The organism is Miniphocaeibacter halophilus (genome assembly GCF_016458825.1).
Taxonomy (GTDB): domain Bacteria; phylum Bacillota; class Clostridia; order Tissierellales; family Peptoniphilaceae; genus Miniphocaeibacter; species Miniphocaeibacter halophilus.
Genome location: NZ_CP066744.1, coordinates 1,322,700 through 1,337,176 on the forward strand (window position 1 = coordinate 1,322,700; position 14,477 = coordinate 1,337,176).

Below are 14,477 nucleotides of genomic sequence, written 5' to 3' on the forward strand. Positions count from 1 at the left end.
AGTATTTATGGATAGTAAAAATATTAACATAGCAAAAACTTTAACTTTCATTGGTGCAGTAATTGGCATCGTTGGTGGAGTTATTATGTTTTTTACAGTTGTTGGAGTCATATTTGGAGTTGTAGATATTATTGGAGGAGTTACGTTATTAAAATATAAAGATTTTTCCGATGAAGAATTTAAAGAAAAAAGCAATAATATATTAGTCTGGGGAATTATATTTATCTTTACTGCTTGGGTAGTTGGAGGAATTTGTTTATTAGTAGCGTATTTTCTAGCAAATTATTATGAAAGTGCTAGAAATAATTCTAATATAGATGAATTAATGGAGCTGGAAAAAGCCTTTGAATTAATGCAAAAAGGTGTAATTACAGAAGAGGAATACGAGAAAATAAAAGAAAAAATAATTAATGAAGATAAAAATAGATATTAGTAAAATCTGTTATAAATAAAAAAGTTATGGAAGCAATTAAGTTTGGTCTAATGATAATTTTTAGGTGAATAATATATTAATTAATAGATAGGAAAAACTTCTTTCAATTAGCTATAATACAGAAGATTATACAATAAAGGATTTTTTGCCATAATAAAAATCCTTTATTTTTAATATATGATATTTGGAAGCTCTATAATTGGGTTTAGTAAGCTTGAATTTATTAGAGGTATTTGTATTTTAATAGCAGCTTTTATTGAGAAAATAGAGTAAGGAAAAATAAACAAAGGAGACAAAAATAGACAATAGATTTACTATTGTCTCAGATTGAAGACAAAAGGCATTTTAGAATTTATCAATAATCTAAAATGCCTTTTTAAAATTCTGAAATTTGAAATATTTTTCAAATCTTCAAATAAAACATGTAATTCGGAAGAATTCTTATACCTTTTCCATATGATTTTTGCCAACTTCTTTAAATTCATGCACCCAAATAAGAGGTATAGTTCATTTTTAACTCTTTCTAAACCCCTATGTAATGTGTATCGCATCCCATGTAATTCTTTTGCATCAGCGAAAACTCTCTCTATTGTTTCTTTCCTTCTTCCATATTTTTCTTTAAATCCTTTAGTATGTCTAATATCTTCGCATTTTTCTATGTATTCTTCCCAGATATGACGAGTTACTACTTTTTGATTATTCTTACTTTCTGTACAATTTTTGACATATTTACAGTTTTTACAATCGTTAGGATTACTTTTATATTCTTGATATCCATTTCTATTGGTTGTACTATATTTTAATATTTTGTTATTTGGACATATATAACAATCATAATATTCATCATAAACATATTCATATTTTTTATAGAACCCTTTTTTTGTCATTGGTCTTTTATATGGTAATAATGGTATTTTATCATTATCAAGTATTTGTTTTGCTATTGCCGGTGTTTTATATCCTGCATCAATTGCTATGTATTTATTACTTTTATATTTATTCTTTATTCTCTCATATAATATAGGAAATACTGTTGAATCATGTTTATTTCCTGAGGTTACTTCAAAATCAAGTATTATTCCATAATCATTACACGCTGTATTTGATAAATATGCAAATACTTTTTTATGCTCTCCTTTATGAAATATTCCACAATCTGGGTCATTTTTACTTACTGTTATTTCTTTTGTTTTGATTTCTTCGTTTTTTTTTAATGGTTTTTTATTATGATTTTTTCTATCTTCATTTATTTCTTTTTCTAATATGTCTTGGTAATATTTAACAGATTCTTCTACTTCTATGGTTTCTTTATTATGTATATTTGCATTTGCCTTTATATGAGTTCCATCTATGTATATATTTTCTTCTGTAAGTAATCCACATTTAGCTATTTCATTTAAAATTCTGAAAAATATTTGTTCAAAAATATCTGTTCCTTTAAATCGTCTTTGATAATTTTTACTAAAGGTTGAGAAATGTGGTATTTTCTCAGTTAATCCATATCCTAAGTACCATCTATATGCTGCATTAACTTCTATTTCTTTTATTGTTTGTCGCATAGACCTAATTCCAAATGTATATTGGATAATATTTAATTTTATTAAAACAACAGGATCTATACTTTCGGCTCCTGTTTTAGAATAAAGATCTTTTACTAAATCGTAGATAAAGCTTAAATCAATAACTTGATCCAGTTTTCTTACCAAATGATCTTGTGGAACTAATGAATCTAAACTTAATATCTCTATTTGTGTTTTACTTATCTTGTCTTTTTTACCCATCATTTTTATCACCCTATATTATTTTTACCCATTTTAAAAGGCTGCTGACAATTTCATTGTCAACAGCCTGAGACAATAGATTTACTATTGTCTATTTTAGTAATAAAGAAATGAATCATATAGGCACTGTAAGACTTGAAACGGAAAGACTAATTTTAAGAAAAATATCTTCAGATGATTTTCGTTTTGCTTATAAAAACTGGGCTACCGATAAGGAAGTAACTAAATTTGTCGGATGGAGCAAACATGAAAACCTAGAAGAGACGAAAAGAATATTTACAAATTGGATTAATGAATACAAGTCCAAAAAAACATACCGATGGATAATCGAATTAAAGGAAATAAGAGAGCCTATTGGAACAATAGATGTTGTAGATATGGACGAAGAATTAAATATGGCAACCATTGGCTATGTTATAGGAAAAAATTGGTGGAATAGAGGAATAGTTACAGAGGCTTTTTTAAGAATTATTAAATTTTTGTTTGAAGATATTAAAGTCAATAGAATTGAAGCCACTCATATGCCTTTAAATTTTGCTTCTGGTAAAGTAATGAAAAAGTGTGGGTTGAAATATGAAGGAACTCTAAGACAAAGGTTTAAAAATAAGGGGGAGTTTACAGATATTTCAATTTATGGAATTTTAGCAGAGGATTATTTTAAAGGAAAAAAATTCAAAGTTATTGTTGACAGGCCGATTGGATATAGAGATTTTTATGGAAATATTTACCCTGTTAATTATGGGTATATTTTAGGAATTAGTAGTGGTGATGGTGAAGAACAAGATGCTTATATTTTAACAGAAGACAATAAGCCCTTGGAAGAGTTTACAGGAGAATTAATAGCAAAAATAATAAGAAAAGATGATATTGAGGAAAAATGGGTTATAGGCAAAAATATTTATTCAAAAGATGAGATTTTTAAAAGAACCTTATTTATAGAAAAATATTTTAATTCAACTATAAAAATAATAAAAACTCCCTAAATTAAGGGAGTTTTATCGTTGTATTCGGGTGTTTCCACCTTGTAACAAATTATAGACATCCTCTTCCTTGACTAAGTTAACATCACCTGGAATTGTGTGTTTTAAAACAGCAGCAGCAACTCCAAAATCTAAGGCTTCTTTAAAGTTTTTGCCCTTTACTAAACAATTTATTACACCGGCAACAAAGGAGTCGCCAGTTCCAACTCTGTCAATAATATCTACATCGTAAACCTTTGTGTGATAAAATTCATTTCCATTATAGCCACAGGCAGAATAGAAATTTGAAGAAGAGGATATTAATTTTCTCAATGAACTAAAATAATATTTACAGCCATATACTTTTGACATATTTTTAAAAGCTTTTTCATATAATTTTAATTCATCTTCTAAACTCGTTCCGTCCGGTGTTGTTTCTCTAAAGCCTAATGGCCAATCACCGTCAAAACAAACATCTACATACTGCATTAAATTGGAGATTACTTTTCTAGCTGTTTCAATATCCCAAAGGCTGGCCCTGAAATTTACATCCATAGAAACGGTAATTCCCATTTCTTTAGCCACTTGTAATGCTTTTAATGTTATTTCTTCACAACTTTTACTAAGGGCAGGGGTAATACCAGATATATGAAACCATTCTGCTCTATCGAAAATACTATAAAAATCAAAATCATCTATAGTAGCAGTTGCCAGTGATGAACTTTCCCTATCGTAAATTATCTTAGAAGGTCTGTAGGAATAGCCTTGTTCCAGAAAATAAATGCCAATTCTTTTTCCTCCTCTAGGAATATAATTAGTATGTACTCTGTATTTGTTTAAAGAATCTATGGCAGCTTGACCTAATTCATTGTCGGGAAGCTTTGTAACGTGCTGAACCCTATTATTATAATTTGCTAAAGAAACTGCAACATTGGCTTCCCCTCCTCCAAAGACGGCGTTGTAATTAGTTGCTTGATTAAATTTTTCAAAATTAGGAGTAGCAAGTCTTAACATTATTTCTCCAAGAGTAACTATTTTTTTCAATTTCTTCTCCTTTCTCTTTATTGAAACTTCCTTTTTTAAAAACTTCCTTAAAATAAAGAAGTTTTATAAACAAAAGACAGTATTAAATATATTATTGGTTGATGAATCATATATATAAATAAACTATGCCTTCCAATTATACACACAGGGTTGTATCTTTTTTTCTTCATAATAGGCTTTTTAGTTACTATTAGGCGGCCAATATAAAAGCCGACTATAAATAGAAATATCCATGGCAGTATTGGAAAATAGTCTGCTGATGTAAAATTAGGACCAGGAAATCCTAGCCAAAATAAAAATTTCAAATTATATAAATTTTCAGGTAAGTAATGTTTTGTAAAAAATAAATTAATATATCCATTTGTAATTGGTTTTGTAGCTATAAACAATAAAACAAATAGGATTATTCCTATAAATGGATTTATACGTTTTAATATTGGATCAATAGCCAGTAGTATTAGTGTTGCAAAAGCAAAAAAATGTATTATTCCAAAGGCTATAAATTGGTCCTTCATAAAAATTGCGGTAAAAACTGAAAGTATTGCGGCACAAGCTAAAAGCATAGTAAATTTTCTGGAATTTTTCTTTCCGAAATTATAGGAAATACCGGAAGTTACTATAAAGGTCATAGCTATTAAATTTTGCCATATAGAGGAGTACTTACTGGGAAACCAGGAAATATTTTCTCCAAATATATAGACTAGGTCATAGAACAAATGGTAGATGACCATATTAATTATTGCAAAGCCTCTTATAAAATCAATTGAATTATATCGTTCTTTCATAATTTTTCCTTTACATCATTGGTGCAAAGACCCTTAGTACAGATCTAGCAACTTTTTTTATCCATAATGTTTTTTTCATCTCTGTTAATGTTTTTCTTTGAGAAATATCTATTGTGTTAAGAAAATCCCTTTTTATATCAAAAATAACAGGAGAGTCATAAAACCAAACTGCATCTTCAAAATGGAGATAAAGACTTCTAAAATCTACGTTTATAGTTCCGACTACTGCAAATTTATCATCGGAGACAAAGTTTTTAGCGTGTATAAAACCAGGCGTATATTCATATATTTTAACACCGGAGGCAATTAAACTTTCATAATGGCTTCTAGTAACCATAAAGACAGTTTTTTTATCGGGAATATGAGGAGTTAAAATCCTAACATCAATACCACCCTTTGCAGCATTTTTTAAGGCTGTAAGCATTTCATTGGAAAGTATTAAATAGGGTGTTGTAATATATACATAGTTTTTTGCTCTGTTAATTATATTTAAATAAATATTTTCACCAACAGGATCAGCATCTAAAGGTGAATCGGAAAAAGGTTGGACAAAACCGTTATCGGGATCTTCTATTTCATCATCAAAATTTAGTCTATGTAAATGGGACTCAAAATCTACAAATTCATCGGAAATAGAATTCCACATAGATAAAAATATTACAGTTAAACTCCATACAGCCTGACCATATAATCTAACGGCACTATCTTTCCAATGACCAAATCTTTCCACCTTATTAATATATTCATCTGCTAAATTTACCCCGCCGGTATATCCGATATTTCCATCGATAACAATTATCTTTCGGTGATCCCTGTTGTTATGTTTTGGCATAACAAATAGCTTTATAGGATTAAAAACTTGACACTTTATTCCCTTAGAAATTAAAAACTTATCATAGTTTCTTGGTAATTTAGAAATACAGCCAAAATCATCATAAATTAGTCTTACATCAACGCCTTCTTTGACTTTTTCTACTAAAATATCCAAAACCGTATTCCACATATAACCTTCTTCAATAATAAAGAATTCTAAAAAAATAAAATTTTTTGCATTTTTAAGATCTTTAATAAAATCGTAAAAAAACATTTCTCCACTGGGATAGTATTTAGAATTGGTATTTTTATAGACAGGACAGCTAGCATATCGTTCTAAGTACCTACTTTGTATGTAGGCATCTTCATCTGTAATCTCCTCTAAGGTATTTATATGATTAGTCATTAAAAAATGAAAAGAGGAGGTTGTTGTTGACATGGACATTCTTATATTAGATACAAATCTATTTTGTGCAAAAAACAAATAGATGATTGATCCAAACATTGGAAAGGCTATAATAGGAACAATCCAGGCTATTTTATAAGCAGGGTTTGTATCTTTATTTATAATAGTTACTACTAAAATAAGACCTAAAATTAAACTTGCAACATAGAACCAAAAGAAGTTGTCAGCAAGTAAAACATATACTTCGTAAGTAAGAAGTACCTGTAGAATGAAAATAATACTAACAAAGAACATTCTACTTGTAATAAATTTAAAAAAATTTTTCATGTATAACCTCGTTTATGGAAATATTATTTTTTTGATTTTCCAGTAATATTTGTAGCTTTAATTTCAAAAACCCTTGTTCTACTAATTGCTGCAGGATTAAACTTAAAATCATCATCCTTATGATGGTGTTTTACTAAAATATTTAAAGCCTTATAAATTTCATCATAATCTTTTAATTCTCGCAAAACGCCCTTTCCAATAATTGAATCATAGGCCATTGTACAATAGCCCTTATCATATTTTACAATAAGTTCATGATTACAGTCTATTTCAAAGGTAAGTTTAGCATTGTCGTATATAAAATCATACTTATTACCTTCTAAGGCACCATGGAAATAGAAATATAGATTATCATCCCTTAATTCACATCCATAATTTACAGGTAGAACATAGGGGTATTCGCCATTATTGAAGGCCAGTACAATAACATCTCCACTTAAAGCAATCCTGTAAAAATTTTCTATACCAAACACTTCTCTTTCAGCTTTTCTCATAACTCCTCCTACTTATATATTGGATTTGCCAGTTATACTAATAACTTCTATTTTAAAGACTTTAACTTTTTTTAAAGAGCCTTCATCATATTGGCGACTATAGGAATCGGTATACTGTTTCATTATACAATTTAAGGCATTGGTAACTTCCTCATATTCCTTTATTTCATAAATAATTCCCCTTCCAATTAAAGATTCGTATTTCATTGAAAAGGAACAGTTGCTTTTTCCAGTTACAAGCTTATGATTACAGTCTATTTCAAAGGAGACCCTAGCGCCATTATAAATATACTTATATTTATTACCTTCTAAGGCACCATGAAAATAGAAATATAAATTATTATCCTTTAATTCACAACCGTAATTAACAGGCAAAATATAAGGAAAATCCTTGTCGTTAAAAGCCAGTATAATTGTATCGCCGTTTTTTGCTATAGATAGTATATTATTAAGCCCTGTAACCTCTCTATCGGACCTTCTCATATTAATGCCTCCAAAAAATTAGTTATTATTGATTTTACTATATAACCATACTATTTAAAAGCTTTAGTAAGTAAGCTACAGTATGACCATAGTATATAAATATATTATATATTAAATAAAAAAACAAAGGTAAAAGTTAATAAAAAATCTATTAAATCTTATATTAAATATCTCATTATTTTAAAATACAAAAAACCCCCTAAACCAATACTTGATTTAGGGGATAAGGGTAAATTGTTTTATTTTTTATTCCAATAATTTAAATGCGGTTTCAATATTTCTTCAGTCATTTCTTCAATAGGCCCAATAACTTTTATATTTTTTTGTCCTCTTGAAAAAATTTCTCTAGAAGGTAAATCAAATGTTGGGTTTCTATCATCAGAGCCGGTTATTTCCAAGAGTTTCTTCTCTGAAACACCATAGACTATTGTTCCAACATTAGTCCAATAGGCAGCACCACAGCACATTACACATGGCTCACAGGTAGTGTACATAGTACAATTCCATAAGTATTCTTTATCGAACAACTCACCGGCCTTTTCCATTAATTTTGTTTCAGCATGGCCTATAGATGACTTATTTGTTACTTCAACATTACCTTGCCTTAGTAAAATTTCTCCTTCAGGAGAAACTAAAATAGCCCCAAAGGGATGATTTCCCTTAGCAACTGATTCTTCTGAAACTTTCACAGCTTCTCTTAAATAGTAAATATGATTTTCCATTATTTTGCCTCCCTGTAAATTTTTGATATTTATTAAATATAATATCCCAAATACCATGAATAATAAAATTATATATGGTTAAAAGCAAAATGCCTATTCACAAAATAATTATATTAGTATATAATAACTCCTTGAATAGAAAAGGAGTTATTATGTTAAAAAATTTTAGTGTAAAAATATTGTTAAAGTATTCATTGGATTCTGTAGAAATATTTGAGGAATCTGTAATTATAGTAAAGTTAAATAGGATAGATGAAATTAAAGAAAAAATTGAAATGTATATTCAGTCCTTAAATAACGAAAGTGAAGACGAGAAGGTATTGGAACTTGTCTCAATTATAGACTACTATGAGTTACATAATAATATTTCTATAGATAACGACTTTGTAGATGTTTACAGTAGATATTTAAGTCATGAGGAAATAAAAGCCTATATATAGTAAAAGCTCACCGCTAGGTGGGCTTTTATCGGGCTCTTTGTCAAATAGTGTTGATAAAGAAAAGTAATGATATTTGCGGTTCAAGCTAAGAAGCTTGAGCCGCTTTTTCATTTTCCAAACCCTTAAACTTGCTTCCTTGTTAAATAGTGTTAATGGATTTATTACCATTACCACTATAAATTATAGAGCCATTTTAAGTAGACTTAGATAAAGTCTATTTTTTTTGATATAATTATAAAGGAATATAATAAGTAAAGAAAATTACTAATAGGTTAAAGATATAGTAATTTATAAAATTCATAACTTATTATAAAAAATAAGGAGGTAAAAATGAGTTATAGTGAAAAAAGGAAAGAAGGAGAAGCAAATACCGCATTATTAGGGAAAAATTCTCCGGAAGTAATGGGAGGTTTCCAAGAACTACATAAAAAAATTATGGAAACAACAGCCATATCCGTTAAGGAAAAGGAATTAGTAGCTTTAGGTATATCAATAGCTATAAGATGTGAAGGCTGTATTTTAGCCCATGTAAATGCTGCAAAAAAAGCTGGTGTTACTTTAGAAGAAATATATGGAGTAATAGAAGTTGCAATATTAATGAGTGGTGGGCCAGGAACTGCTTATGGTGGAATTGCGGCAGCTTATGCAGAAGAAGTTTATAAATAGTAAAACAGGAGATAAAATATCTCCTGTTTTTAAATTGCATTTAAAGCCTGTTGGATATCTTCAATAATATCGTCTATATTTTCCAGTCCAACAGAAAAACGTACCATTCCGCCTTCAATACCGGCAGCAACCAGTTGTTCATCTGTTAATTGACGATGGGTTTCGCTGGCAGGATGAAGTACACATGTGCGAATATCAGCAACATGAACTTCATTAGAAGCTAATTTCAAAGCATCCATAAACTTAATGGCATTTTCTCTTCCGCCTTTTATATTTAGGGAAATAACACCACTAGCTCCCTTTAAATATTTTTGGGCTAATTCATAGTTTTCATCGCCTTTTAAACCGGGATAGGTTACGGATTCTATTTTATCTGATTTCTCAAAATATTTTGCTACAGCCGTTGCATTTTCACAGTACTGTTTCATTCTAATTGCTAAAGTTTCCAAGCCTAAATTAAGTAAAAATGCCGAATGGGCAGCAGGATAACAACCAAAATCTCTCATTAGTTGCATTCTAGCCTTAACAATATAGGCAGCTTTACCATAGTTTTCAACATAGGAAATTCCGTGGTATGATTCATCCGGTTCAACGAGTTCCGGGAATTTGCCATTAGTCCAGTCAAAATTACCGCTGTCTACAATAACTCCACCAACTTGTACTGCATGGCCATCCATATATTTTGTAGTAGAATGTATTACAATATCGGCACCATGCTCAAAGGGTTTACATAAAACAGGAGTTGCAAAAGTATTGTCTACAATTAAAGGAACTCCATTTTCATGAGCTATGCGGGAAAATTTTTCAAAATCTAAAACAGATAAGGCAGGATTTGCAATTGTTTCTCCAAAAACTGCCTTGGTATTTTTCTTAAAAGCCTTATTTATTTCTTCTTCAGAAGCGTATTTATCAACATAGATACATTCAATTCCCAATTTTTTTAATGTATAGGAAAAAAGATTTACAGTTCCACCATAAATTTCTGTTAAACTAATAAAACTATCTCCGGCATTGCATATATTTAAAATCGATAGAAGAGTAGCAGCTTGTCCTGATGTTGTACACATAGCACCAACGCCGCCTTCAAGTTCTGCAATTTTTTCTTCTACGGCCATAACAGTAGGGTTGGCAAATCTGGAATAAATTAAAGACTTAGTAGGTTCGTCAAAAACAGAAGCTACTTCTTCAGTTGAATCATAGACATAAGTTGTACTTTGAACAATAGGGACAACCCTAGGTTCAGAGTTTTTAGGTGTGTAGCCTGAATGCAGGCATTTAGTTTCATCTCTCATTAATAATCCTCCAATAATTGAATTTAAACCATTGTATCATAAAGAAAAGTTATAGTATAAGATAGATTAAATATACCGTGATATAGACTTAGGCTATAATTCTAGCTATTAAATCCCTTAGAGTAATCCAGTAGAATATCGTAAAACTTTTTGCCAATTTCCGATAAAACCACATCTTTATGAACAATTGTACCTACTTGAATTTTTTCGTCGGCCTTAACAGGAACAGAAATTATATCTCCACCGTGTAAATATTCCGGGAAAACTCCGGAAGAATAGGTGTAGGCATCTAAACCTATCATAAAATTAACAACTGCAGCACGGTCGCTTACACGAATGCTTTTCTTTACAGGCAAATAGCTAAAAACCTCCTCAGAGAAATAAAAGGAATTGTACATTCCCTGGTTAAATGAAATTTTAGGATAATCATCTAATTCGGCAATCTCGATTATATTTTTATTTGCTAAAGGATGTTTCTTTGAAAGGAAAACATGTGGTTTAGCAGTAAAGAGCTCCTTAAAAATTAAATTATTTTCAGACAACATCTTCCTAATAACGGCCTCATTATAATTTGAAAGATAAATTATACCTATCTCACTATACATTGTTTTAACATGTTCAATAACCTCATAGGTTGTAGTTTCGTTTAAGGTAAAATCATATTCTTCATCAGAATAGTCCTTAACTAGGTCAACAAAAGCATTTGCAACAAAAAGATAATGTTGGGAAGACGCTGCAAATCTTTGTTTTTTTACAGTTCCCTTAATATACTTTGCCTCTAAAAGGTCGGCCTGGGTTAAAACCTGTTGAGCGTAGCCTAAAAACTCAGTTCCTTTATTTGTAAGAACTACGCCTCTGTTGTTCCTAATAAAAATGGCAAATTGTAATTCCTTTTCCAGCTCCTTAATTGCATTTGAAAGGCTTGGTTGGGAAATGAAGAGTTCTTTAGCAGCTTCATTAATAGAGCCTTTTTCTGCAACTTTAACTATATATTTTAGTTGTTGTAAAGTCATATAACACCTCGTTAAATTGATACATTTATTATAGCATGAAACTATATAGCTGTATGTTAAATTTACAAATAATATATACAAACTGAATAAAAAAACCGCTAAACAGCGGTTTTTTTAAATTACAGTACATAATTAAATCATTTTCTACTTCCTGATATATTTTAAAATTAAATTTTTTATACAGATTTAAAGCCGGATTTTCTTTTGAACAGCTAGTGAAACTTTGCTATAGCCTTTTTTCTTTAAAGCTAGGAGTATTTCTTTTAATAATTTAGAGCCGGCACCATAACCTATGTACTTAGGTAAAATAGATATAGAAAGCTCAGGAGTATGACTATCTATAAAGCCATAACCTTTTATATTTTCAGGAAAAAGTCTACTCCATGTAGCACCAATAATATTTTATTCTACTTCTGCAACAAAGTATATATCGGTATTGTCATTAAAGTTTTCATAGTATATTTTTAATCCAGAGTCATCTAAAATAATTCTAGGAATTAGCTTATTATTTTCTTTTTGAAAAATAGCTTGATAGGTAAATTCTTTTTAAATATGGTATTTCTTTGCTTTTAATTCTCTGATTATAAGTTTCAAGTATTTCTCCTAATTTTGCAAAGAAGATATTTTTATTTGTGTGTTCCTATAAACTTTCAGGAAAATCCTCTCTAAACTTTTTAGCTAGTTTTTCAGGCCAATCTGAAGTTGCTTCCAGTTTCCCTATAAAGAATCTTAAGGTTTTAGGTTCGTCAACAAATCTTAGTCCACCAATTAGGTCACGGTTATTGTATAACCAAACTATTCTATCAATAGCGTATTTAACTTGTGACAAGGTAAATACCCTTCTTGGCATTGCTAGACGAACTAATTCCATTTCAGAAAGTTGTTCAGAGCCGTCAGGATTTCTTTGTTCAGACAGTGTACCTCTTTCCATTCCTCTAATTCCACCAGCAATATAAATTGCCGCAGCTAAGGCGCCGGCAGGGTACTCCTCCTGTGGAATATGAGATACAAATTCACCAGCATTAATATGACAACCTAAACCACCGGCAGGTGTTACTACCGGTACACCATGTTTTTGTAATTCATCACTCATATATTGAATAAATTTAGGACCTTGTGAAATTACATCCATATCCATTGTTTCATCTAAACCAACTACAATAGCTTCCATTTCTCTTACGGACATTCCACCATAGGTTAAAAAGCCTTCAAATAAAGGTATTAGTTCTCTCATTTTCTTTAAATCTTCTTCAGAGCGTATACAAATTCCACCGCCACGAGCAAAACCTAATTTACGAGCAGAAAAATAAATTATATCCATTAAGTCGGAAAGTTCTTTTGTAATTTCCCTAATAGACTTATTCTTACAAGATTCTTCCCTTGTTTTTATAAAGTAAAGATTATCCTGTAATAGACTTGCATCAAGGACAGTCATAATCTTAAACTCTTTTGCAATAGCACACACTTCCCTAGCATTTTCTAAAGAAAAAGGTTGTCCACCAATTAGGTTAGTTCCTGCTTCTAAACGTATAAAAGGAATATTATTTGGACCAACTTCTTCAATTAACTTACGAAGTCTATCTGTATCAAAATTTCCTTTAAAAGGATGATCTGAATTTATTTTTAAACCTTCCTCTATAACCAACTCTTCAACCCTACCGCCAAGTCTGGTTATATGGGCTTTAGGAGTAGTAAAATGGAAATTCATAGGAATAACAGAGCCTTCATTAACATAAGCTTCAGCTAAAATATTTTCACAAGCACGTCCCTGGTGAGCAGGTAGAAAATACTCCATTCCAAATATTTCTGTTACCTTATTTTGTAATCTTGTAAAAGTTTCACTACCGGCATAGCTATCATCCGCCACCATCATAGCTGCTTGTTGTCTGTCACTCATTGCATTAACGCCACTGTCAGTAAGCATATCCATAAAAACATCTTTATTTTGTAGCATAAAAGTATTAAAGCCTGCTTTTTCCATAGCGTCTTTACGGTATTCAACAGGTGGTAAATTAAGTTTTTGTACTATGCGTACCTTATGCATTTCCAGTGGTATATTCTCTCCAGTAAAAAATTCGATATTTGCCATTTGTAATCCTCCTAGAATTAATAAACATTTTTTTATTTTAATAGTAAGTGGTGTATAGGTTAAGTATTTAAATAATAAAAAAACACCCATCCTCTTTGGTGAAAGAGGACGAGTGTATAACCCGTGTTACCACCTCAATTTGTTAAATCCTTGCGAAATTAACCTTTTCGGGTGCAATATAAAAATATATAACATCCTATTACTGTAACGGGTAATCCCGTCTCAACCTACTTATATTATTTTTCGATGAGAAGCTACAAGATGTATTCGTTTTAATATTTTACATTACCTTACACCAACCGATAACTCTCTTAAGTAAAGTATAAAAACTACTTATTCTTGTAATAACCATATTATTTTATTACGTTAAAGCATATCATAAATAAAGTATATAGTCAATTAATTAATAGCTATAAATAATATTAATAAACCATACATTATTGTAGGTTTTATATTGATTAAAATAAATAAAGAGTATATATTATAGTGTAGACTAAAAATAAAGAGGAATACTATGGTAAATAATGTATTAATAAAAATAATTCAAATATTACTTTTAATAATTGGTCTAATATTAGTAGGGTTTTTGTTTTATAATATATTTTTTGTACAACTAACAATACAATCACGTATATTAAAAACTATTCTTGCAATATTGGGACTTGCTATTTGGGTTAGATTTTTGGTGTATATAATTAGAAAATTTAAGAAATATTTTTAGAGGGGAAAA

Annotated in this window: 15 protein-coding genes and 1 other annotated feature; of the genes, 4 read left to right on the forward strand and 11 right to left on the reverse strand. The window is 29.9% G+C overall.

Annotated features, from left to right (window positions below; translation table 11 throughout):
* Positions 1-7: 7 nt before the first annotated feature.
* Positions 8-433 carry a hypothetical protein gene (locus tag JFY71_RS06460; RefSeq protein WP_243660004.1) on the forward strand — a complete coding sequence of 142 codons (426 nt, stop codon included), beginning with the start codon at positions 8-10 and terminating at the stop codon, positions 431-433.
* A gap of 314 nt (positions 434-747) precedes the next feature.
* Here JFY71_RS06460 and JFY71_RS06465 read toward each other — a convergent pair whose 3' ends face one another.
* The gene (locus JFY71_RS06465; RefSeq protein ID WP_243660005.1) at positions 748-2,217 is read right to left on the reverse strand and encodes an IS1182 family transposase; all 1,470 of its coding nucleotides are present in this window, start codon (positions 2,215-2,217) and stop codon (positions 748-750) included.
* 107 nt (positions 2,218-2,324) lie between these two features.
* On the opposite strand from JFY71_RS06465, the gene JFY71_RS06470 reads away from it, so the two are divergent.
* Positions 2,325-3,197 carry a GNAT family N-acetyltransferase gene (locus JFY71_RS06470; RefSeq protein WP_243660006.1) on the forward strand — a complete coding sequence of 291 codons (873 nt, stop codon included), beginning with the start codon at positions 2,325-2,327 and terminating at the stop codon, positions 3,195-3,197.
* A 12-nt stretch (positions 3,198-3,209) separates the two neighbouring features.
* Here JFY71_RS06470 and JFY71_RS06475 read toward each other — a convergent pair whose 3' ends face one another.
* The 6 genes from JFY71_RS06475 to JFY71_RS06500 all read right to left on the reverse strand — a co-directional run bounded on the left by JFY71_RS06475 (position 3,210) and on the right by JFY71_RS06500 (position 8,247).
* Positions 3,210-4,217, reverse strand: coding sequence for a sugar kinase (locus tag JFY71_RS06475; RefSeq protein WP_243660007.1), 1,008 nt, complete (start codon positions 4,215-4,217; stop codon positions 3,210-3,212).
* A gap of 47 nt (positions 4,218-4,264) precedes the next feature.
* Complete coding sequence (locus JFY71_RS06480; RefSeq protein ID WP_243660008.1) at positions 4,265-5,002, reverse strand: heparan-alpha-glucosaminide N-acetyltransferase; 738 nt, start codon at positions 5,000-5,002, stop codon at positions 4,265-4,267.
* Positions 5,003-5,012: 10 nt separating this feature from the next.
* On the reverse strand, positions 5,013-6,548 hold the full coding sequence (gene cls / locus JFY71_RS06485; protein ID WP_243660009.1) for a cardiolipin synthase: 1,536 nt from the start codon (positions 6,546-6,548) through the stop codon (positions 5,013-5,015).
* 23 nt (positions 6,549-6,571) lie between these two features.
* On the reverse strand, positions 6,572-7,042 hold the full coding sequence (locus JFY71_RS06490) for a pyridoxamine 5'-phosphate oxidase family protein (RefSeq protein WP_243660010.1): 471 nt from the start codon (positions 7,040-7,042) through the stop codon (positions 6,572-6,574).
* 12 nt (positions 7,043-7,054) lie between these two features.
* Positions 7,055-7,525, reverse strand: coding sequence for a pyridoxamine 5'-phosphate oxidase family protein (locus JFY71_RS06495; RefSeq protein ID WP_243660011.1), 471 nt, complete (start codon positions 7,523-7,525; stop codon positions 7,055-7,057).
* A gap of 239 nt (positions 7,526-7,764) precedes the next feature.
* Positions 7,765-8,247 (reverse strand): nucleoside deaminase, encoded by a 483-nt coding sequence (locus tag JFY71_RS06500; protein ID WP_243660012.1) that lies wholly within the window; start codon positions 8,245-8,247, stop codon positions 7,765-7,767.
* Between the two features lie 152 nt (positions 8,248-8,399).
* Between JFY71_RS06500 and JFY71_RS06505 the strand changes: the two genes are divergently transcribed.
* Complete coding sequence (locus JFY71_RS06505) at positions 8,400-8,687, forward strand: hypothetical protein (RefSeq protein ID WP_243660013.1); 288 nt, start codon at positions 8,400-8,402, stop codon at positions 8,685-8,687.
* A gap of 330 nt (positions 8,688-9,017) precedes the next feature.
* Positions 9,018-9,353 (forward strand): carboxymuconolactone decarboxylase family protein, encoded by a 336-nt coding sequence (locus JFY71_RS06510; RefSeq protein ID WP_243660014.1) that lies wholly within the window; start codon positions 9,018-9,020, stop codon positions 9,351-9,353.
* Between the two features lie 29 nt (positions 9,354-9,382).
* On the opposite strand, the gene JFY71_RS06515 is transcribed toward JFY71_RS06510, so the two are convergent.
* The 4 genes from JFY71_RS06515 to JFY71_RS06525 form a co-directional block, all read right to left on the reverse strand.
* Positions 9,383-10,645, reverse strand: coding sequence for an O-acetylhomoserine aminocarboxypropyltransferase/cysteine synthase family protein (locus JFY71_RS06515; protein ID WP_243660015.1), 1,263 nt, complete (start codon positions 10,643-10,645; stop codon positions 9,383-9,385).
* A 101-nt stretch (positions 10,646-10,746) separates the two neighbouring features.
* Positions 10,747-11,658: a LysR family transcriptional regulator gene (locus JFY71_RS06520; protein WP_243660016.1), complete on the reverse strand. Its 912-nt coding sequence runs from the start codon at positions 11,656-11,658 to the stop codon at positions 10,747-10,749.
* A 186-nt stretch (positions 11,659-11,844) separates the two neighbouring features.
* Positions 11,845-12,057, reverse strand: coding sequence for a GNAT family N-acetyltransferase (locus JFY71_RS12115; protein WP_338041885.1), 213 nt, complete (start codon positions 12,055-12,057; stop codon positions 11,845-11,847).
* 241 nt (positions 12,058-12,298) lie between these two features.
* A complete protein-coding gene (locus JFY71_RS06525) occupies positions 12,299-13,747 on the reverse strand; it encodes a tryptophanase (RefSeq protein WP_243660017.1) in 1,449 nt (482 codons plus the stop codon).
* A gap of 101 nt (positions 13,748-13,848) precedes the next feature.
* Positions 13,849-14,102 (reverse strand) — a binding site (T-box leader).
* Positions 14,103-14,477 lie beyond the last annotated feature (375 nt).

Excerpts from the sequence above, each read along its gene's own strand:
- JFY71_RS06460 (WP_243660004.1), top strand. The coding sequence starts at position 8 with ATGGATAGTAAAAATATTAACATAGCAAAAACTTTAACTTTCATTGGT.
- JFY71_RS06465 (WP_243660005.1), bottom strand. The coding sequence starts at position 2,217 with ATGATGGGTAAAAAAGACAAGATAAGTAAAACACAAATAGAGATATTA.
- JFY71_RS06470 (WP_243660006.1), top strand. The coding sequence starts at position 2,325 with ATGAATCATATAGGCACTGTAAGACTTGAAACGGAAAGACTAATTTTA.
- JFY71_RS06480 (WP_243660008.1), bottom strand. The coding sequence starts at position 5,002 with ATGAAAGAACGATATAATTCAATTGATTTTATAAGAGGCTTTGCAATA.
- cls (WP_243660009.1), bottom strand. The coding sequence starts at position 6,548 with ATGAAAAATTTTTTTAAATTTATTACAAGTAGAATGTTCTTTGTTAGT.
- JFY71_RS06490 (WP_243660010.1), bottom strand. The coding sequence starts at position 7,042 with ATGAGAAAAGCTGAAAGAGAAGTGTTTGGTATAGAAAATTTTTACAGG.
- JFY71_RS06495 (WP_243660011.1), bottom strand. The coding sequence starts at position 7,525 with ATGAGAAGGTCCGATAGAGAGGTTACAGGGCTTAATAATATACTATCT.
- JFY71_RS06500 (WP_243660012.1), bottom strand. The coding sequence starts at position 8,247 with ATGGAAAATCATATTTACTATTTAAGAGAAGCTGTGAAAGTTTCAGAA.
- JFY71_RS06505 (WP_243660013.1), top strand. The coding sequence starts at position 8,400 with ATGTTAAAAAATTTTAGTGTAAAAATATTGTTAAAGTATTCATTGGAT.
- JFY71_RS06510 (WP_243660014.1), top strand. The coding sequence starts at position 9,018 with ATGAGTTATAGTGAAAAAAGGAAAGAAGGAGAAGCAAATACCGCATTA.
- JFY71_RS06515 (WP_243660015.1), bottom strand. The coding sequence starts at position 10,645 with ATGAGAGATGAAACTAAATGCCTGCATTCAGGCTACACACCTAAAAAC.
- JFY71_RS06520 (WP_243660016.1), bottom strand. The coding sequence starts at position 11,658 with ATGACTTTACAACAACTAAAATATATAGTTAAAGTTGCAGAAAAAGGC.
- JFY71_RS06525 (WP_243660017.1), bottom strand. The coding sequence starts at position 13,747 with ATGGCAAATATCGAATTTTTTACTGGAGAGAATATACCACTGGAAATG.